This window comes from Paenibacillus sepulcri (assembly GCF_042647105.1).
Classification (GTDB): Bacteria; Bacillota; Bacilli; order Paenibacillales; family Paenibacillaceae; genus Paenibacillus_Z; species Paenibacillus_Z sepulcri.
The window spans coordinates 661,981-681,893 of record NZ_JBHRUP010000002.1; the positions used below are offsets into that span (position 1 = coordinate 661,981).

At 52.8% G+C, this 19,913-nt stretch carries 16 protein-coding genes; 2 read left to right on the forward strand and 14 right to left on the reverse strand.

What is annotated here, in order from left to right:
• Positions 1–14: 14 nt before the first annotated feature.
• The 9 genes from ACFOLF_RS37805 to ACFOLF_RS37845 all read right to left on the reverse strand — a co-directional run bounded on the left by ACFOLF_RS37805 (position 15) and on the right by ACFOLF_RS37845 (position 8,775).
• Positions 15–716: a PIG-L deacetylase family protein gene (locus ACFOLF_RS37805; protein WP_210045893.1), complete on the reverse strand. Its 702-nt coding sequence runs from the start codon at positions 714–716 to the stop codon at positions 15–17.
• Positions 717–733: 17 nt separating this feature from the next.
• On the reverse strand, positions 734–1,684 hold the full coding sequence (locus ACFOLF_RS37810) for a glucosamine-6-phosphate isomerase (protein ID WP_210045894.1): 951 nt from the start codon (positions 1,682–1,684) through the stop codon (positions 734–736).
• 243 nt (positions 1,685–1,927) lie between these two features.
• A complete protein-coding gene (locus ACFOLF_RS37815; RefSeq protein ID WP_210045895.1) occupies positions 1,928–3,136 on the reverse strand; it encodes an ROK family protein in 1,209 nt (402 codons plus the stop codon).
• Between the two features lie 287 nt (positions 3,137–3,423).
• A complete protein-coding gene (locus tag ACFOLF_RS37820) occupies positions 3,424–4,254 on the reverse strand; it encodes a carbohydrate ABC transporter permease (protein WP_210045896.1) in 831 nt (276 codons plus the stop codon).
• Positions 4,255–4,267: 13 nt separating this feature from the next.
• Positions 4,268–5,149, reverse strand: a complete 882-nt coding sequence (locus tag ACFOLF_RS37825; RefSeq protein ID WP_210045897.1) for a carbohydrate ABC transporter permease — start codon at positions 5,147–5,149, stop codon at positions 4,268–4,270.
• Between the two features lie 83 nt (positions 5,150–5,232).
• On the reverse strand, positions 5,233–6,594 hold the full coding sequence (locus ACFOLF_RS37830; RefSeq protein ID WP_210045898.1) for an extracellular solute-binding protein: 1,362 nt from the start codon (positions 6,592–6,594) through the stop codon (positions 5,233–5,235).
• Between the two features lie 71 nt (positions 6,595–6,665).
• Positions 6,666–6,824: a hypothetical protein gene (locus ACFOLF_RS37835; protein ID WP_210045899.1), complete on the reverse strand. Its 159-nt coding sequence runs from the start codon at positions 6,822–6,824 to the stop codon at positions 6,666–6,668.
• Between the two features lie 28 nt (positions 6,825–6,852).
• Positions 6,853–7,680, reverse strand: coding sequence for an AraC family transcriptional regulator (locus ACFOLF_RS37840; protein WP_210045900.1), 828 nt, complete (start codon positions 7,678–7,680; stop codon positions 6,853–6,855).
• 39 nt (positions 7,681–7,719) lie between these two features.
• A complete protein-coding gene (locus ACFOLF_RS37845) occupies positions 7,720–8,775 on the reverse strand; it encodes a zinc-binding dehydrogenase (RefSeq protein WP_210045901.1) in 1,056 nt (351 codons plus the stop codon).
• A gap of 325 nt (positions 8,776–9,100) precedes the next feature.
• Between ACFOLF_RS37845 and ACFOLF_RS37850 the strand changes: the two genes are divergently transcribed.
• Together ACFOLF_RS37850 and ACFOLF_RS37855 are read left to right on the forward strand one after the other, a co-directional pair.
• Positions 9,101–9,820 carry an SDR family NAD(P)-dependent oxidoreductase gene (locus ACFOLF_RS37850; protein WP_379113655.1) on the forward strand — a complete coding sequence of 240 codons (720 nt, stop codon included), beginning with the start codon at positions 9,101–9,103 and terminating at the stop codon, positions 9,818–9,820.
• 17 nt (positions 9,821–9,837) lie between these two features.
• Positions 9,838–10,470: a ThuA domain-containing protein gene (locus ACFOLF_RS37855; RefSeq protein WP_210045902.1), complete on the forward strand. Its 633-nt coding sequence runs from the start codon at positions 9,838–9,840 to the stop codon at positions 10,468–10,470.
• Between the two features lie 142 nt (positions 10,471–10,612).
• Here the strand turns inward: ACFOLF_RS37855 and ACFOLF_RS37860 are convergent, their stop codons facing one another.
• From ACFOLF_RS37860 to ACFOLF_RS37880, 5 genes are read right to left on the reverse strand one after another with little or no spacing between them, the layout of a single operon-like run.
• The gene (locus tag ACFOLF_RS37860; protein WP_210045903.1) at positions 10,613–13,033 is read right to left on the reverse strand and encodes a glycosyl hydrolase family 95 catalytic domain-containing protein; all 2,421 of its coding nucleotides are present in this window, start codon (positions 13,031–13,033) and stop codon (positions 10,613–10,615) included.
• Positions 13,034–13,076: 43 nt separating this feature from the next.
• Positions 13,077–14,243 carry a glycoside hydrolase family 88/105 protein gene (locus tag ACFOLF_RS37865; protein ID WP_210045904.1) on the reverse strand — a complete coding sequence of 389 codons (1,167 nt, stop codon included), beginning with the start codon at positions 14,241–14,243 and terminating at the stop codon, positions 13,077–13,079.
• 18 nt (positions 14,244–14,261) lie between these two features.
• A complete protein-coding gene (locus ACFOLF_RS37870) occupies positions 14,262–15,404 on the reverse strand; it encodes an oligogalacturonate lyase family protein (RefSeq protein ID WP_210045905.1) in 1,143 nt (380 codons plus the stop codon).
• Between the two features lie 32 nt (positions 15,405–15,436).
• On the reverse strand, positions 15,437–17,512 hold the full coding sequence (locus ACFOLF_RS37875) for a glycoside hydrolase family 65 (protein WP_210045906.1): 2,076 nt from the start codon (positions 17,510–17,512) through the stop codon (positions 15,437–15,439).
• A gap of 44 nt (positions 17,513–17,556) precedes the next feature.
• Positions 17,557–19,839, reverse strand: coding sequence for an AraC family transcriptional regulator (locus ACFOLF_RS37880; protein ID WP_210045907.1), 2,283 nt, complete (start codon positions 19,837–19,839; stop codon positions 17,557–17,559).
• Between the last annotated feature and the right edge of the window lie 74 nt (positions 19,840–19,913).

Sequence of the window (19,913 nt, forward strand, 5' to 3'; positions counted from 1 at the left end):
ATAATGACTATTACTTATACGGGAAACCTTACAGCGTTCGGCCTGGTCCAGACCATGTGCTGGATAAAACCTTCCGCGTAATTGCAGCCTGCCTGAATTCCGCGCAATTTGCCCAATGTAGCCACGAAGTCCACGATATCCACATTGTCGTGTTCCTTCAGCCACACCAGTTGGCTTTGGTGTTTCTTAAGCATTTCAATCTTCGTTTGAAATGTTTCTTCAACGTCGACATAGATCGTCGGTTGAAAATTGATACCCGATAAATTATCCATGTAATATAGCGTTGGTATTTTACCTGCCACCGGGATGTCGGAGAAGCCGGGCAATGTCGCAAGGAAGGACGTGTCGAACACCAGCTTGCTGACCGCCACATGATCGGGCATGTAATCATTGGGAGCATGGGTGATAATCATATCGGGCCTGACCGTGCGGATCAACTCGATAAACTTCAGCTTGGCTGCTTCGCTCTCGCTGGAAATTTCGCCGTCCTTCAGCCCCAGGGAGATCACTTTGCTTGCGATGACCGCTCCCGCATCCTGTGCTTCTTGCTGCCGGATACGGATCAGTTCCTCAGCTGGAATCATGTAGTGGCCTTTATCTCCCGTGCTTGCGTGGCACAAAATGACTTCGTGTCCGATCCGTTTCATTTTTGCCAGAGTGCCGGCACATAAAATTTCGGTATCATCAGGGTGGGCGCCAATGGCCAGAACAATCATGCTATTTGCTCCTTCCACTAGTTCAAATCTGCTGTAAGCGGTCCGGCAAGTTCTTTCAGGAAGAAAAGCTTTCCGGGCATAGTCGGCATGTAGGAGGATGGAATCCATGGTGATTTCTCATGCCTCAAGGTCGTCCAAAGCGATAAACCCTGCCACATCATGCCGCGTCCCATGGCGCCGTCTGCGCCGCCGATCGTATAATCCGCCTGCATGAACAAGCCCGGGCCAATCGTGTTGGCAAAGCAAGGAACCAGGGTGGTCCGGCTCTTGAAGCTCGTGATCGCATTCTGCTCGATCGTCATCGGATGCAGCTTCGCGCCGATGCGGTGCGTTTGCAGCGACCATTCCTGCTCACTTGCAAATTCGCCTGCGAAGTGCGGCTCCCAGAAAGCGATATGGAAGCAGCGGCCTATGCCGTACACCACAATCAGCCTGGCACCCATAGCCTTCAATTCGCCGATCTTGCCGGCATAGTTCGGCAGATTGCCTTTGGTTGCAAAATTCCGTTGGCTCACAGGAACAGTCAGCTCCCCAAGCGGATTATAAAATGCCTGCTCCATACCGTGTTGAAAAGAAGCGGAATTGTTGGAGGGCAGCGTATTGCCATGTTCATCGCTCCACTCATCCATATTAAAAGCATGTACATGTTTGGCGTCGATACCCCAGCTTTTCAGGAAAAACACCGCCCAGCGGTATAACCCCATCGGACCTACCGGAAGAATCAGCGCAAGCTGTTCGCCATGTTCTTTCGCAAGCTTGATTTGCAGAGCCAGTTCATGGCCCATGAACGTGTCGAAATCATAGATCGAACCGCACGGTACAGGCTGAAAGCCTGAATGCCATTTGGGTTGCCTTTCCAGAACCTGCCCAGGACTATTTGCAGCGCATTTGTCGATAGCTTCCATATCCCATCCTGCGGGGAAGAAACCCTCCATCATGGAGCCCTTAAGCGTATTCAACAGATTCAATATTGACCCTCCTCCTGAATTGAGTTTAATTAATCCAGTGACTTTATTAATTCATTTTATTTATATCTAGAATATTCTGAAAAGTCAATCGATTCTGTAAAATAAATTTATTAATGGGATTAAACGATTAAAAATCATAATGGCTGGAAATATCTTTATTCCATGAAATTAATGTCATCAAATATAAAAAGTGCCGCCACCTCGTCATGAGGCGGCGGCACCAGGAATACCATTGTTTTACAGCTAAATTTGTTCTTCAAGCACCTTATTCAGCACATACAGCGACGCGCCAGCAGATACGTTATTCACGTTAAGCCGGGACAGGAAGATGCTGCATGCCTGCGAGAACGGGGCTAGCGCCCGCTCATGGACAATATCGACAACCGAAGCAAGCAGAACCTCTCCCAGGTGTGACAATCTGCCGCCAATCACAATGACCTCGGGATTGAAAATATTAATCAAATTGACGATACCGTAGGCCAGATTCCTGGAGATCTCCTGTACCACCGCAAGCGCAAGCGGGTCGTTCAATTTAACCGCTTGTGCAATAACCAGCTCATTGATCTTTTCGGGATCACTTCCGGTGAGCTTGTGGAGGACCGAGTCCTTGTACTCCGGCATCAGCATTAAGGTGCGTTCGGTCAAGGCGGTAAGAGAAACCATCGTTTCAAAACAGCCTCTGTTGCCGCACGGGCAGAGTGGGCCATTCACGTCAAGCGACATGTGTCCGATCTCGGGGAATACCTTACTGACGCCAAGCATAGGCTTATCATTAATCATTATGCTCACGCCAAGACCCTTGTTGACATTAAGATAAATAAACGGACCTGTCGTCTTTTTGAAATGCTCCTTCTCTGCAATGGCAGCCAGAAGGGATTCATTCTCCATATAAACCGGGTATGGGAGCTCCAAGCTTAGCTTGTTGATTATTTCCATATCCTTGATGAGCAGCGGCGTAGAGACGACGATCGAGCGCCTTTCACTGTCCAGCATGCCCGGAACGCCTATGCAGATGCCCAGCAGCTCCTTCGTCTTGTCCGGTACGGCATCAACCAGCATCCGAACCAGATCAACGATAAGCCGCAAGAACTCATCCTTGTCGTGATTTTTTTTGTTATACAAAAGTGTCTTGGTAATGAACGGATCATTTTTCAAGTTGTAGATCGTGCCGGTTACACCAAGTTCATTTAGCTCCATGCCGATCAGATATTTACTCCCATTATTGATTTCCAGTGTGATCGCTTTGCGCCCTGCGCCGGGATTATCAATCAAAGCACTTTCAACGACGATGCTTTTCTTGATAAGATCGTCGACGATCGTCGATATGGTTGTCGGGCTCAATTGGGTCACCTTCGACAGGCTCGCACGCGAGGCGCCTTTACTTGTCTGTATCAAACGGAATACAGTCTCCATGTTCGCTTGTTTGATCTGCTGTTGCGTGACCTTCTTCATGCTTCGTTCTATCCTCCTCTCTTTCGAAGGCTGGTTGGCAAATATCCCCCTTATAAAGCTCAATCCAAAACTTCAGATGTCCTGTCGTTTCGATGATTTACTGCACTCACTCATAAAGCCAAGCTCCCGCTGCATGCAGATTTGTTGATAAATCATGGAATTGCTGGGGAGAAAGCAGCGGGTCACAGTCCATCCAGGAGGACGCTCTACTGTGAAGTTTAAATCCCAAAACCTACAAAATCAAATCATTACAAAGATAGCCGCTGACCGCCTGATAATCGGGATCATTATCCTTTTACGGAACCGGCTGTAATTCCTTCGATGAACTTGCGCTGGAAAATAACGAATACGATAATAATAGGCACGATCGCAATCGTGACGCCGGCAGCAACTAGCGACTGATTGGTCGTATATTCGCCTGAAAAATACATCAACCCCAGCGGCAGCGTCCGGTAAGCATCGTCATATACGAACAGCAGCGGAAGCAGAAAATCATTCCAGGATGAGCTGAATTCAAACACGATCAGCGAAGTGACTGCCGGCATGATGAGCGGCAGCATGATATATATAAAGGTTTTGAAATCGCCGCAGCCGTCGATTTTCGCAGAATCCATCATATCGTCCGGTATGTCGCGAAAGAACGCCCTCATCATAAAAATGGCAAACGGCATCGATAACCCAAGGCTCGGGATGATCAGCGCCCAGTAAGTATTAATAAATCCCAGGTTCTGCATGGTGTAATACAGCGGGATAAGCATGGCCTGGATCGGTACCATCATGCCCACCAATATAAAGTAAAACAGCAGGTCTCTGCCCGGAAACGCCAATTTGCCGAATGCAAATCCGGCAAGCGTGGACAACGCCAGAATGGCGAACACGCGCGGCACCGCTACAATGACGCTGTTGAGAAAGTAATCGTTCATCCTGCCGACCGTCCAGGCTTCGGATACATTTGCGAAGGTGATCGACTTAGGCAGCGAAAAGGGATTGCTGTTCAACTCCGCAGAGTCCTTCAGCGCAGCCATGACAACCCAGAAAATCGGCAAAACGGAAATGAACAAAAAGACAATAAGAACGAAATAAATGATTGCCGTCTTTAATGCTTGCCCGTTCCTCAATTGCCTCCCCTCCTTATCCCTGGCGCTCGGCCAAACGAATATATATGATCGAACAGAGCGCAATGATTGCAGCCAGAGCGATCGAAATAGCCGAGCCGTAGCCGATATCGTTTAATTGAAACGCTTGGGCGTACATATAAGTCGAAATGACTTCGGAGGAATGAAAAGGTCCTCCCTTGGTCATCAGATATATAATATCGAACACCTTAAAAGAACCGATCAGCGAATTCAATACAAGCAGCGTGATTGTGTTTTTCAGCAGCGGCACCGTGATTCTGAAAAAAATTTGCAGCATTCCCGCCCCTTCTATTTTGGCAACCTCGTAATAGCTTTTGTCTATCGCCTGGATTGCAGCGATAAAGATAACCATACAGAACCCGTAATAAGTCCAGCTTCCCGCCACAATCAAGGAAGGCAGCACCGTATGCTCGTTGCCAAGCCACGGCATCGCCAGCGAATCCAGTCCGATGCTTCTGAAAAAAGCGTTAATGACCCCGAAAGCAGGATGGTAAATCCAGTTCCAGACAATACCGACCGCCACCAGCGACAAAATATGGGGCATAAAATAGGTTACACGGAATACCACCTTGCGTTTCACCAGATGAGATGCAAGCAATACAGCCAGAATAAAGCCGACTCCTACAGGCAGCACGACTGTCGAAACGATCCAGAACAAATTATGGGCAAGCGACCGCCAGAACGTTTCATCCTCCAGCATTCGCGCATAATTGTCTAATCCGACGAACAGCATATCCGGACTTGCCCCGTCCCAACTGAAGAAGCTGAATTGTACGGTGCGAACAATCGGAATAACCAGAAATACAATATAAAAGAACAACGCGGGCGCAATAAAGAGCAGCGGCTTGAAGCGAATCGCTTTTTTAATGAAGGGCATTTTTGAATCCCGCCTCCTTCCCTGGCATAAGAAAAAAAGGCAGCGGCTTGACCATAGGCCGTCGCCACCGCCGGCATAACGGGTTAATAATTGCCTGCCGCTATTTCTTCCTGGAATGCCTTCTGCTTCTCTTTGACCACGTCAGAACCTGTTTTTTTCCCGGCGATCAGCTCCTGCATGATGTTTTGCGTAACGTTGTTTACTTTCTGCGGCATCAGCACGTCGATATTATAAGAGAGCCCGGCCGGCGTATTGACCATCTTGACTACTTCTTTAAATAGCGGACTGGCATCAAGACTTTCGACATCGATGTCAAGCGGCGGTATTTTGCTGTTCTGATACCAATGAACCGCATTTTCCCGGGTAAAGAGGAAGTTGAGAAATTTGACGGTTGCTTCCGGCTGCTTTGTCTTGGCGGAGACGACCATCGCGCCGCCAATGCCGCCGGGTGCCGATAGCGGAAGCTCCGGATTGACGGACGGCATAATGAAGAAGCCGACATTGTCCTTCATATTTTCGACCATTTCGCTGACCATCCACGATCCCGTTATCCTCATGGCCGCTTTGCCCGCATAAAATTCTTTATTGCCGTCATCGAAAGAAACGGAAAGGGGATTGGGGGAAATATAGCCGTCCTTAATCAATTGGCCAAAAGTATCCAATGCCTCGGCAAACACAGGCTGGTCGAAGCTTGCCTGCTTATCCAGAACCTCCCGGATTTTGTCCTTACCCGCCGTTGCCGTGTAGAATACACTCTCAAGGTGGAAAGCCGGCCACTGATCCTTGTCGTCGAAGGAAACGGCGACCAGACCCTTTTCTTTCGCTTTTTTGCATATCTCCAAAAATTGCTCGTACGTTTTGGGTACTTCCACGCCCAGTTCCTCAAATATTTTCTTATTGTAATAAACACCAATCAGTTCGATTTCATTGCCGATTCCGTACACTTTATTGTCGAAGGTAACCCGTTCGTTCACCCATGCCGGGAAGCGTTCAGACCATCCCATCGTATCAACGTATTGGGTCAGATCCATCGCCAGTCCGGATTTGGCGAGCACGCCCAGGTATCCGGGGCCGGCGTCGTAATTGAAAATATCCGGTCCTTTGCCGCTCGTCAAAGCTGGCTTGATCGTGTTGCGGAGATCCTCGTTTTTCAAAGTGGTGCGCTTGATGCTGATTGAAGGATTTGCTTCCTCGAAGCTTGTTATAAGCTCATCAAGCGCCTTTGAGGGCGCCTCGTCCGTGAAATTATCCCAGATGGTGACGGTAACAGCCCCCTCGGAGGGGGTTTCCGCAACATTAGCATTCGAATTTGCGTTCGCCTCCCCCGCATCGGCGGCAGATTCGCTGCTTGCGGTCGAGCTGCTCGGGGCTTTCGCTGAACACCCCGTCAACAGCACAAGTGCGATCAAAACCATTGAAATAACAGCCTTCGGTTTATTTACCATTCTTCCTCCCCCTGTTCCATCGAATTTGCCTGCCGGCACGGCAAGCCGTGCCTAATGGGACAGAAAACCTATCAAATGCCGTTGCCTTCACCGGCTGATGCCGATTGCAGCCGGACAAAGGATAGTAAGACGATATTCGAATAATATTCTTCCACCGCGCACAACCCTTCGGAGGAACAGCCAGCCGCATTGTAATCCTGTACCCTGTCCGCAGCCAAGCAGACAGTCATTTCATCGTCATGCCTCTCATAATCTTCGTTACACACGCTGCATTTTCTTGTACACAGCGCGATATTCCAGCGGCGAAACATGGATGTAGGTTTTAAACAAACGCGAAAAATTTTGGATTTCGCTAAATCCGAGCATTTGCGATATTTCGGTAACCGACAGCTCCGTCGTCTGAAGCAGCGTCTGTGCTTTTTGAATTTTCAATTCTTTTTGCGCCTGAATCGGGGATTTGCCGAACAACTCCTTGAAGCGGTTACAAATATAGGTTGGGTGCATATGCAGTTCATCTGCTAATTGCTGCAGCGAAATGGGACGTTCGGGGTGCTGTACGATTTTCGCCAATATACCTAAGAAATTTACTGCGGGTGGATCCGCAAAAACTTCATCCCCGGACACTGCATTGTCCAGCAAAAGATACAACAGCTCCATTGCTTTGGCTTGCTTGAGAATAGTGGAAGGCAGTATGCCGGAATGGTCGGTCAAGTCCCGAAACTGGCGGAATACGTTCTCGAACCGGTCGCTGTCCCTCAGCTTGAATGTATGCGGGATTTGAAACAGCTTGAGCACGTCGACAATATTTGCGATTTCGTAGTTGAAATGCCACCAGAGAAATACCGTCTCCTCATGGGATGTCTTGTAATGGTCATGCCTGACATTGGGAGGAATATAGACGACAGTACCGGGAACGATGTTGTATGTGCTGCCGTTTACACTCAGCCTGGCTTCGCCTTTCTTGTGGTAAGACATCATCGTGCAAGGCAGGGAACGGCCGAACGTCTTCATTTCGGTACGGGTATGAATATTAAAATCGAGCACCTTCAGTTCGGCATGCCCAAGCAAATATTTCAACTGGTTCATTCCGTTGTTCCCCCTTCTCATGCGGTGTGCAGGCTCCTCTTATTTGAAAGAGACACCCAGCTTGATACTCAGCTCGGGGTGTTGATCAACGAATTTTTCATAACCTTCCGCAGACTGCTCGAAGGAAATAACCGGATACACGATATGCTCACAGTTGATCCTCCCCTTCTTCAGTAAATCCCAGCATGTATCCTCGATGCGGCGCCAGGACCAGCGCGGATGATCGGGATTCGGATTGCTGCAGGCACGCGAGAAGACGATTTTGGCGTTATTGAAATGAGCTTCCTTGCCCCACTCCATGCCGCCTTTAAACATTCTCGCCCAGCCGACATAGGCGATCGTACCGCCGTATGCGAGACCGCGCAGCGCATGCTGCAAAGCGAACTCGTTCGCGCTCGTCTCCAGGACCACGTCGACGCCCCGCTTCTCGGTCGCTTTCTTGAGCTCCAGCCCGACATCATCACTCGTCGGATCGAATGCTGCATCCGCTCCCGCCTCAAGCGCGGCCGTCCTCCTGCGCTCGATCGGATCGACGACCGCAACGTAGCTCGCTCCAGCCAGCTTCGCCAATTGAGCCGCAATTTGTCCGATTGCCCCAAGCCCGAATACGACCGCCGTATCGCCTGCGCGCAGATGGCTGTCGCGGATGCCGCCCAATGCGAATTGCGCCGGATCGAAGCAGACGGCGTTCTGCCATGGCATTCCTTCCGGCATTTTCATCAAATAATAATTATCAACGGCGCTTACGATATGCTCCTCACGAATGCCGCCGTAACCGCATACCTGATCTCCTATAGCATAACCGCGCACCTGGCTGCCCGTTTCGACGATAACGCCAACCCATTGATTGCCGAGATTCCAATGGCCGAAATTGCCCTGGCCTTCCACCTGTGTTTTCCTCGGCATGAACGCATGCCACTCTTCATCGTAATACTCGTGAATATGCGGGCCTTCGTTGCGGAAGGCGGCAAGCTCCGAGCCGTGCTTCGGCGATGCGTATTTAATGCGCACCTTTACTTCATGCGGCTCCACCGCTCTCGTATTCATATCCAACAAAGCGGCTTTCCTGGGCGCAACTGCTATAAGCTGTTTCATTTCCTCGTATCCTCCGTTTCGATAGCGAAGATTTTTTTAAAGCGCTTTCATCATTATATACTGAAAAAACCCGATTGAGGTTAGCGCTGTTACATTAATATTTATCACTTTTACAGGTTTGCAGCATCCGAAATCAATGTCCGCGAAATGCGATCGTGAAGAAACGACCTGGCTAGAGCAGTCTTCTCATCTGAATCTGTCTTGCGCGATTCAAGCGATTTTCATAGGCATATGCCCTGCTTTTCCCTATAATGAAATTAAGTCACCGGTATCCACTACGCGATATTTCCCTGAAACAAATTCCACAAAATGGAGGAAGATTCTTATGCCACAGAATGTTTGCATCACGGGTACCGACCGCGGGATCGGGCTCGAATTGGTGAAGGCTCTGCTGCAAGCCGGCTGCACCGTTTATGCGGGCGGCATTGCCGACCCGAATCCTGAGCTCCTGCAGCTGACAGAGCATTTCCCGGATCGGCTGCATTCTTTCCGACTGGACGTAGGAAGCGACGCCAGCGTGAGAGAAGCCGCGGAACGGATTCGCGGTCTTACGCCTGCCCTCGACATGCTGATCAATAACGCCGCCCTGCTCGGGGACACGGGCAAAACCGTAGCGGATGACCTCGATTTTGATGACATGCAGCAGGTGTACAACGTATCGGCGCTCGGCGCGATCCGCATGGCCAATGCCCTGCTTGAACCCATCATGAACGGCGGCAAGCTGATCGTGAATATTACTTCCGAGGCCGGAAGCATCGGGAACAGCTATCGCGAGGCCTGGTTCGGCTATTGCATGTCCAAAGCCGCGCTCAATATGGGCTCGACCATCATCCATAACCGGATTCGCAAGAATGGCGGACGCGTGCTGCTGCTCCACCCCGGCTGGGTGAAAACGTTCATGAGCGGCAGCTGGAACGATGCGGGCACGCATACGCCCGAAGAGGCGGCAGCCCATATCCTGGGACGAATCGAAGCGCGCGGCAGCGAGCTGCATGATTTGCCCTTGTACCTGGAAGCGGATACAGGCAAGGAACTGCCCTGGTAAAGAGAGGAGAGATGACAATGAACGATCCCATACGGGCGCTGCTTCTAGGTGACTTCACCGCAGCCCCCTGGCATCCGCTGGAGCCGGCGCGTGCGGAGCTGCAGGTCATCCTTGACCCCGCATTTGACTTGACTGCTACGGAAAACTACGACGCTCTCAGCCGGCTGGACCAGACGGAGTACCCTATATGCATCTCGTACACGGACTGCTGGGAGCGCACATTGAAGCCGGAACAGACGGCGGGTCTGCTTCGTTACGTTGCGGGCGGCGGAGGACTGCTTGTTCTGCACAACGGCATTTCGCTGCAAAGCAGCCATGAGCTTGGTCAACTGGTCGGCGCCCGTTTCACCGGGCATCCGCCCTACCAGCCTCTCCGATATCATCCCCTTGCCGGACATCCTTTGCTCGAGGGAGTCGATGGGTTCAGTCTGGATGAGGAGCCATATATGTTCGAGTTTGACTCCTTCTCCAAACGAGAGGTTTTCCTGGAATACGAATTCGAAGGCAAACGATATCCCGCGGGATGGGAGCATGCCTACGGGCTTGGCAAAGTCGTCTATCTACAGCCGGGGCATCACGCTCCCTCGTTCAAGCCCGCGTCCTATCGGCGGCTTGTGCTTAACGGAGCCCGGTGGGTCTGCAGCCGGTAATCCGCCAGTCCGCATTATCGCAAAAAGGCTTTTCCTCCGGTTCTCGCCGAGGAAAAGCCCACCGGTATGCGCCTCTTACATCTGCAACGGCAAAGAGGGGAAGGAACAGCACGCTGCTCCTTCCCCTCTTTGGAAACGATGATTATCCACATGACTCGAAGACGACCGGCGGCGCACCGCTCTTTATTCGCAGTGTGTAGTACGCGCGGCCAAGCGGCGAAGGCTGAACCTCTCCGCCGGCTATGCTGCATGCTCCCACCCAATCAGGCAGCTTGACGATCGTGTCGGTATCCCTATCTGCCGTCAATTGCGCTCGGAACGAACCTGTATCCCTGTTCCAAGATAACGACACTTTGCCCGTATGGAACCTCCAATCGGCCAGACTCCCCCTCTTCCAACGACCCGGCAGCGCAGGCAGCAATTTAACCAGATTGGCCGATACCTGAAGCAGCTGCTCCTGAACGGCGTTGACCCAGCCCATATTAGCGTCCAATTGCACCGGAGCCGCGGGCATCTGCAAGGAGACGCCCATTCCCCGCCAGTCATTATGGAGCGTAAACAGATTCGGCAGCAGACTCGATCTGGAGAGAATATCCAGACAATTCAAAGAGGCGTCTCCATCGCCCAGCCGCGCATACAGAGCTGCCATATGGGCAAGCGACCAGCCGCTTTGTGCACCCATCTCTCGCCTGTGCACCGCCGTTTCGAATGCACCGAACATGTTCGGATCGCTCTCTCTCGTCACTTCCTGCCCCGGGAATACAGGGTACAGATGAGAGAGATGACGGTGTGCGTATCGATCCTCGAAAGCAGGATGAATCCATTCACTGATTGCGCCGTCCTTATTCAGCTTATACGCCGGCAAATGCGTCAGCATGCGGTTCCATTCCTTCTCCGCCTCGGGATCTTCGCTGCCCGCTTTCTGATTCGCTTCTATTAAACTCTTCAGAAGCTCTTTCAGAATGGCAATATCCATCGTCGCATTGATCGCCGTAGGCATAGGATGCGCAAGCGGTTTGCCATCCGACGGCATGTAGTTGAGAGGCGTATTCTCAGGCGAAACGGAGGGATACATCTTGTAAACCCCATTCGCATCCGTAACCAGGAAGTCCTCGTAAAACCGCAGCGCCTCGAGCATGAACGGCAGGGCCGTCTCCCGCAGAAATTGCAGATCGCCGGTATAACGGAAATGTTCATAGTAGTGGCGGGACAGCCACCCGGCCGCACCGGTCCAATTTAGAATAACGGGCACGATCTGATTCGGAACGCCAATGCCCGGCGTAGAGCCTGCCGGAATATAGATGCCCCGACAGCCGTACAGCTTTCGCGCATTTTCACGAAAAACATCCATCAATCCCTCATAGTAACGGAATAACGGAGTTACCAATTCGCCCAGACCGCCAACATGCGCATGCCAGTACATCATCTGAATGTTCTCATTGGCCATGTTGTGGCTCCATACCAGCCTGTAATCGCCACCCCACAGCCCATACAACCCGAAAGGCTCCGCATCTTCCGCAGCTGCAGTACCGCTCATGAACAAATAACGGCCATATGCCCACATTTTACGCACAAGCGCAGGCGGCGCCTCCCCCTCATATGCATCCAGCAGCAGCCGCTCATTGGTTCGCGGATCATTATCCGCATCCTCCAATTCCAGCGAGACTGAGCGGTACAACGGCCGGTGCAGGGCGAGATGACGCTTGAGCAGCTTATTGTAAGAGGCATCAACAATAAGCTCGGCCAATTCCTGCTTCAGCCGTTCCCAATCCCCGGACCGCGCGCCCAGGACGAACAGCTTCACCAGCACCAGCATTCGCGTTGCCCCTTCGAATCGGATAACGCTCCCCTCCGCTTCGATGCGGCCTCCCTCCGGAATGACCCGCATGACCGCTCCGAAATCCGTCCCATCGTCATTTGTTCCGGCGAACCAAGCATAAGCGCCGCTGGCTCCGGCCTCAATTGAATGTTCGAGCTCCTTGAATTCCGGCGTATCCGCCCAGCGGTCGCTCGGGTGAAGAATAAGACCGATCTCCCCGGACACACGGGATTTCTCGTCCCCTTCGAGCTCGTAGACAACCGTATCGTCGGCACGCGAGACGAACAGCCTCCGCTTGAACGAGCCCGGTCCGTCCGACCAGCCAACCGTTATCTCTCCGCTGTCCATGTCAAGCGTCCGGCTGTACCCGCGAAAGGCGCTGGCGCAGGGCATGACAAGCTTTATCGCCGCCAGCGGAAATCTGGAGGCGAGCTTCGTCGCGTAACCGCGTTCCTTTAATGCATTCGCGAGCTGCCAGCTTGCCTCGGCATACTGCTCTTCATCCATCAGCCTGCGGGTCTGAGCGAGTGTGCCGCTTACATCCGGCAGCTCATCCTTGCTCCCCCAGTGCCAGAGGCGGGCATGATTAAGAATTACCGTCTCCTCCTGAACGCCGCCGAATACGGATGCGCCAATAACGCCATTGCCAGAGGGAAGCGCTTCGCGCCACATATTCCTCCACCATGAGGCCGGATAACTCAATACGAGCTTATCCGGGCTTCGGTTGTCTTCTTGCACCTGCATCCGGATCACCTCTCCTTCATTCACTTTCCATCTTAACGTCCATCTAATTACCGCCTGAATCCGCCAGTTCGCCAGTCTGCTCGCGCAGCCGTTCCAGCTCGATGCTTGCAAGCAGCAGCGGAGCAACGCCCATCAGCACATCGCTGACAACCTTCTCGCTCATGTAATAGGCGTAGGAGCCATCGCGGTATTTGCGTCCGCCCAAGCCAGCGCCGTTACAGATGCAATGGAGATGGACGCCTTGCTCGTCCTCGGTTACGAAGCGGTCAAGAATGCCATTATAGGCGTTCTCTACGGCCTGTCTGTCTATCTCGGCCAAATAGCCGAGCCGGATGCTCTTGGCCAGGGCATACGCCAGCATGCAGGAGCCGGACGCTTCCAAATAGTTCTCCCGGCGGCCATTGCAGTCCATTAGCTGATACCATACCCCGCTTTCTTGATCCTGCACCCGAAGCACAGCATTCGCCATCCGTTCAAAAATCCCCATCAGCTGTCCGCGCTTCGGATGATGAACGGGAAAATGCTCGAGCGAGTCCGCGAGCGCCATTGCATACCAGCCCATCGCCCGTCCCCAGACATGCCGTGAGCGGCCTGTGCTGCCATCGCACCATCGCTGCTCCCTGCTCTCATCCCAGGCATGATGCAGCAATCCCGTTTGCGGGTCGCGCGTGCGCTTTTCGATCAGCAGCAGTTGATGCGCAGCTTCATCGAACCAGACGCTTTCGCCAAAGGTCCGGGCGAATTCGGCCATGAACGGAGAAGACATGTACAGGCCATCCAGCCACATTTGACAAGGGTATATTTTCTTGTGCCAGTATCCGCCTTCCTCCGTACGGGGCTGGCCGGTCAATTGGGCGATTAAATGCCTGGCCGCCTGCTCATACTTGGATTCACCAGTCTCTCTCCATAACCTCAATAGGTTTTTTCCTTTGTTGATATGGTCAAGATTATATTCCTCCAGCGTATAGCCGCGGATGGAACCGTCCTCCCGGATGAAGACGTCCATATGCCGCTTCACGGTCGCCTGGTATTCGGGTTCTCCCGTCCAATCGGCAAGCTGGCTGATCGCCGTCAGCGCCATTCCGGCCACATACCCCCACTTGTTGGCAATATTCGGGTGATAGCCGTCCTTGCAGCGGGAGAGGATTGTTCCCGCAACCCTAACGGATATGCGCTGGGCACCAGGAATTTGCGTTTCCGATTTGTTCATCTGCCTGCTCCTCCTTCGTTACGTTGCCATTAGCGGCAAAGAAGTGAAATCTTCTGGAATTTCCACTATATACAGATTTCCATAGCCGTTCTTATCGCTTGTAAACAGCAGACGCTTCCCGTCCGCGTTAAAGCGCGGGTGGGCATGCACCTTCTGTGAGTGAAAGCTGCAGCGCAGCTCGCACAGGATGCGCGGACCATCGTACACACCGTCGATTTTGCGCCAAAGACTCAGCGTCTTGACCGCTCCCTTGCCGTCCACGACCACCTGGCCCAAACCATCCGCATATCCATGCCAGGTATCGAAGCCGAACTCCGTCTCTTCCACGCCCGTATTGTCATAACGGATGCTGCCGAAAAAGTTGGTGCCGTTCGCTCGGAATCCGTGATAGCCAATCGTCACTCCGTCCGGGTAGAAAAATTCATGCCCGACCTTCTCACTGCTCTCCAGCCGCTCCCTGATTTTCCAAACCCCGCCGGTGCGCAGGTCGAGCCCCCAAATTCGATGATCGACCAGATGCCATGGGCCCTCATGACAGAAGGTCATCAGCCATGGCTCCTTCGGCGATGTATTGATGTGGGTAATGAACTGGTTTTCTTCATATATTTTTTCTCCTCCGCCCGCCTGAGCATCGATACGGACGATCATGCTGTGGGGTGCAGCCTCCATCAGCTCCCTGTGGCCGACATAACCGTTACCCAGATCAAGCCGAATCCGGTGGGACAGATCCTCCTGCACGCAGGTTATCACGAACCGCCCGTCAGCGGTCGCGTTCGCATTGCCCAAATGATAGCCCTCCGGCGCTTCGTAGCACAGCTTCTCTTCAAGCGAATTCAGATCCAGACGGATAAGGCGCCGGCCAATCTTGACAAACGCCGAGCTTCCATCCGGCAACAGGCAAGCATCCAATTTATCAACATCCTTATAATCCGTCAGCTGTGTGATCAATCCGCTTTCCACATGCAGGCTGTACAAATTCGTGCTATTCCCTCTATCCGAGATCATCAGAAGCCGCTGTTCTCCGTCATACCAACCGTTTTCGGTAAAATATAAATGATGGCTATGCGCTTTATAATGGGTCAATTGCGTCACTTCAAGCCCTGTCAGCCGATCGCTCTCCGTCTTGCGCTCCGAGGGCCATACCGTTCCTTTTGCAGACATGCTCCCGCCTCCTATGTGAACTTTAGAAATCTCTACAGCCAGGGCTTCAGCCCTTCCCATTTCACCGACCAGCTTCCATCCTGCGGGAAACCGGGATTGCGGACAGCTGGCTCCGCCGCCGATTCTCCGCCTTCGCCATCCCTCCAGCCAGAAGCCATCATCGCAACCGCAGCCAGCAGACCGCCGTTGCCCGGCAGATAAGCGGACAAGCCAGGGCGCTGATAATTATGCCCGTTGGTTAAATACGTATTCTTGGATGCATCCATCAGCAGGAAATCCACCGCGAGATCCGGCTCACCGAGTCTTGCCGCCGTCATGGCGCACATCGGGAAATCCCAGCCCCATGCCGACTCCCAAATCCAAACTTCCTTCACCTTCAGCAGCGTGTCCAGCATGACCTTTCGGTCGATTAACGTGCCCGGCAGAATGCCCAATGCCCCCAGCATGGACGGATGGTCGCGGTTTTTCGTCAGAAAGGTCTCCGGGCAGAGCTCATGGGCAAGATATACACCCTCCGCCTGCGGAGGCTCGGCTAACGATCCGGCTACTTTTTCCCATAGCGGGTTGATCGTCTGCTCCATGCGCTGCGCCCAGCGAATCGCAATTTCCAAGCCATACTTCCAATATTCCAGCTCGAAAGGAGGGTTTTTGCTGCCTTCCAAAGGATGACATTCCTGGGCCGGAATAAGGGGCGGTCCCAGATCATAGACCCGCATCTCTTCATTCCAGTGAGCGAATGATACCATGAAGTCAGCCGCTTCGAACACGATGTTGCGGAACCTCACAAGAGTCTCGCTCGACGGATCAGCCAGATAGCACAGCTCAGCGAGCGCCATCGGATGCGGCTGCTGCCAGATCAGGCCGTTCGCCACCGGCGACGGACAAGGCTCGCCGTCGAAGCCGACCATCTTCGGCCAGCGCGCCCCCGCATAACCTTGAGACTGCGCCAATTCACGCGCCACCGGCAAGATCTGTTCATACCAATCCATACTGCTCAGCAGATAGTTTTCTCTCCCCCACAAGGGGAAATGCGCCGCATGCCACCAATGCATCTCCAGATGGGATTTGCCAAACCAACTGTTATACATCAGGCCCGTCTCTTGGGGAGGCAGCGACCCGCCGCTATGTATGGCCAGCAAGAATTGGGACAGTACGACACGTCTCTCCAGCTCGTAGGCTCTGGGATCAGCGCTTCCGGAGAAGTCGATTGCCGCGCCGCTCATCCAGAACGACTCCCAGTGACGCACGCTTGCGGCCTCGATAGCCTCGACATCCGCCGTCTGAGCGGACTCCTGGGCGAAGCCGACCGAAAATTCCAGTGATTCACCGCGAGCCTCCGGCAGCAGCGTGAACTCATGCACGCCGGTCCGCTCCAGACTCCCGGCGTTCCAGGACCAGCAGAGCTCGTAACGGTCCTCGTCCATGCTTCTGACGATTCTTGCCCCGTTAGCGCCCGAATCGCCCAGCTCCGTCCGATGCCTGTCATCATTGCCCAGATCCGGGAAGACGGCCTTGGCCCATGTGGCAGACGTCATATCCGGTGCCGGAAAACGAATGAACACCTGCAGCCTTCCCTGCCCGATTAAGGGAGAAACGACTCTCACGCCTATGGCGTCAATTGCCGGATGGCAAGCCGTCATGACATGAACCGGCACATCTTGTACGGCAAATTCACTTGTCAGCATACCTGACCATAGATTCATTGTTTGGCGGATATTCGTTATATCCTCCGCTTGCGCATCATCACCCGATTCACTCAGGAAACGGAACGAAATGCGGCCAAGCTGAAGGCGATGCGGGTTCTGACGAAGCCAGTGGTAAGCCTCTACTTTGTCGCCTGGCTTCATCGCATACCCGACCGGCCTGCCGTACGTATCGTAGCTTTGGTATGCGGCATCGCGCCAGGTGAAGCGTCCGGGACCGCCTGTATAATGCCATCCCCAATTGGACTGCGTGCCAAGCGGCACCTCATATTGATCCGGAAATGTCTGCAGGCCGGTAATATCGGCACTGAAGGCAAACTCTCCGTTGCCTACGGAAAACGGGGACACAGGGTCCCATTTATTCAGCTCCGGTTGATGGCGTTCCACGATCTGTCGTCTGTCCATTGGATCCTCCTGTCTGCTTGAACCCGGAGCCGCCTGAACTATACTTATTCAAGCGGGAATTCCAACCGGGTTCTCATCATGTCCCGGTATTTGCCCGGGGTAATATCTTTTATTTTGCGGAAACTGCGAATAAAGCTATTCTCATGCTGATAACCGACCATCAGCGCGATATCCGAAATGCGGTCGCCCGTCTTCAGCAGCAGCTCGCTGGCCCGATCTATGCGGAGCCGTGTCAAATAGTTATAGATCGTCTCGCCTGTTTCCTGTTTGAACAACTGGCTGGCAAGGCTGCTGCTGATGCCAATCGATTCAGATATTTCGGGTATGCCAATCGGCTGGTTAAGATGCAGCTTCAAAAAATCAATCATGCGTTGGCACATGATGAAATCCTTGCTCTGGGCCAGCCGGCAGAATCGTTGTGCCAGCAGGATAACGCGGCTCTCCAGCACACCTTTGCTATCCTCCAAATCAAGCGTGTCAAACCGGAAATCGTTTTGGCACAATGCGCCGTTTGCGGCGGCAGGAACGATCTGTTCGATTCTCTCGGCGACGGACTCCAGGAAAGATACAGCCGCCGACGGATACCCGTATTGACTGCGGATATTATCGAATAATCGTCCGAGTGCCTCCAGGGACTCCGGCTCATTGCCCGCTTCTATGGCGCCAATCAGCTCGTTAAGAGCGCTTTCATACTGAGGCGGCTCAATCACTTCATGTCCGGACACCTCTTGGAACGTGATCACCTGTCCGTAGCCTTGGTAGAGCCGGTATGTGAGCGCATTCTCCGCTTCCAGCATCACTTGCTTCAGTCTTGCAATTTCCGTCTGCGGGTTGCCGATCCCCGCCGATACGCTGAATTTCAACAGGCGCGACACGACCTCCAGCGATTCCGCGAGCATTCTCTCGCATCGCAGCCCTTCTATACGCGGCTGCAGCAGAATGGCCGTCTTGTCCTTCCCGAAATCGGCGCATACAATTCGCCATTGCGGCTCGAACAGCTCTGCCACAATATTGGCCATCGCGAATTTCAACAGAGAATGATCGCTGCCGCTGAAGGTCCGGGACCATTCCTCGTACCGGTCGATCGACAGAACGGCCACCGTGACCGGCGCTGCCGACCATTCTCCGAAGTAACGTCTCCATTTCTCTTCAATATCCCGCTTCCCGCTCAGATTGCCGGAATAAATATCAGTGAGCAGCTTGGATGCAACCTCGGACATCGACTCCCGGACAAGCTGTGACAGATGAACTTGATTGGTGAGCAGTTCCCCGGCAAGCCTCTCCAGATTGATGCCATCGAGGCCGTTGGTCTTGCGGTCATATTTGCTGAACAACTGCTTCAGCCGGCGGACAGGGCGGAAAGCCGCCGCATTAATATAGAATATCGTAGCCCCGCCCAGCACGAGAGCCGCAATAGACACCAGCAGAACCACCTTGGCCACCCGTTTGGACTTGGCCAGCAGACTATCCTGCTCAATAATGGACACATACCTCCATCCCGTTACAGGCGAGGCGAGCTGGTTAATGAGCAGCTGGCGGTTCTGGATCGTGATATCCGCTCCGTCGTCCTTCCCCAGCGTATCCATCGCATGACTCACCGAAGCCTGATCGAAGTCATAGTTCGAGACGGAGTAAAGCAGCTCGTCATGCTCGTCAATAATATAGCGCATCCGGTTCAAATTGTTCATAATTGGCGGATTCAGCTTGGCGAACAGTTCCTCGGTTTTAAGATTGACGGCGACGATTCCCTTGAACTCTCCTTGAATCATAATCTTGCGAAACAGCGTAACGCTCGATCCCTTGGCCCCTGCCCCTTCAGGCACCATCCGTTTCTTAATGAGCGTAGTCCTTTCACCGAATTCGGAAACGACACTGGTCCAGTCGGAATCGGTGAAGGTCAGCTTGCTGGAGCTGAAGCCTTGCGGTATTGCCAGGAAGCTTTCCCGGTTCAGATCATAGACATAGATACTTTTGATATACTTGGAGTTGCTGATTAATGTCGACAGAAACTGATATGTCCCCGTAATATTCATATAAGAGCTCTGTACTTTGTTGGTCAAAAATTGGTAGACATTATCATTCAAGGCGACTTGAATCGCGACCTTGTCGCTTTCGCTAACCAATTCGTCGATCACGTTCATTTCGAGCTTCAGCATCTGACGCTGCAATTCGCCCAGCTCTTCTTGCATCACCGACTTCGACGTATAGTACGAGGTCAGACTTACAGCCAGAATAATGAGAAAGACTGAAACGGTCAAAATAAGCACGAGTCTGACTTGGGTGTGAGCCAGATTGTATTTCAACCATTTCTTGATAGACTGTGTCATGGTAAATTCCACCTTATACCGAGGATCCTTCCATTATATCGTGGTGATCCTGCCCTCGTAAAATACGACGCCTG

Coding starts and splice junctions, on each gene's coding strand:
- ACFOLF_RS37855 (WP_210045902.1), top strand. CDS start 9,838: ATGAACGATCCCATACGGGCGCTGCTTCTAGGTGACTTCACCGCAGCC.
- ACFOLF_RS37850 (WP_379113655.1), top strand. CDS start 9,101: ATGCCACAGAATGTTTGCATCACGGGTACCGACCGCGGGATCGGGCTC.
- ACFOLF_RS37870 (WP_210045905.1), bottom strand. CDS start 15,404: ATGTCTGCAAAAGGAACGGTATGGCCCTCGGAGCGCAAGACGGAGAGC.
- ACFOLF_RS37860 (WP_210045903.1), bottom strand. CDS start 13,033: ATGCAGGTGCAAGAAGACAACCGAAGCCCGGATAAGCTCGTATTGAGT.
- ACFOLF_RS37875 (WP_210045906.1), bottom strand. CDS start 17,512: ATGGACAGACGACAGATCGTGGAACGCCATCAACCGGAGCTGAATAAA.
- ACFOLF_RS37865 (WP_210045904.1), bottom strand. CDS start 14,243: ATGAACAAATCGGAAACGCAAATTCCTGGTGCCCAGCGCATATCCGTT.
- ACFOLF_RS37825 (WP_210045897.1), bottom strand. CDS start 5,149: ATGCCCTTCATTAAAAAAGCGATTCGCTTCAAGCCGCTGCTCTTTATT.
- ACFOLF_RS37880 (WP_210045907.1), bottom strand. CDS start 19,839: ATGACACAGTCTATCAAGAAATGGTTGAAATACAATCTGGCTCACACC.
- ACFOLF_RS37845 (WP_210045901.1), bottom strand. CDS start 8,775: ATGAAACAGCTTATAGCAGTTGCGCCCAGGAAAGCCGCTTTGTTGGAT.
- ACFOLF_RS37805 (WP_210045893.1), bottom strand. CDS start 716: ATGATTGTTCTGGCCATTGGCGCCCACCCTGATGATACCGAAATTTTA.
- ACFOLF_RS37835 (WP_210045899.1), bottom strand. CDS start 6,824: ATGACTGTCTGCTTGGCTGCGGACAGGGTACAGGATTACAATGCGGCT.
- ACFOLF_RS37815 (WP_210045895.1), bottom strand. CDS start 3,136: ATGAAGAAGGTCACGCAACAGCAGATCAAACAAGCGAACATGGAGACT.
- ACFOLF_RS37830 (WP_210045898.1), bottom strand. CDS start 6,594: ATGGTAAATAAACCGAAGGCTGTTATTTCAATGGTTTTGATCGCACTT.
- ACFOLF_RS37840 (WP_210045900.1), bottom strand. CDS start 7,680: ATGAACCAGTTGAAATATTTGCTTGGGCATGCCGAACTGAAGGTGCTC.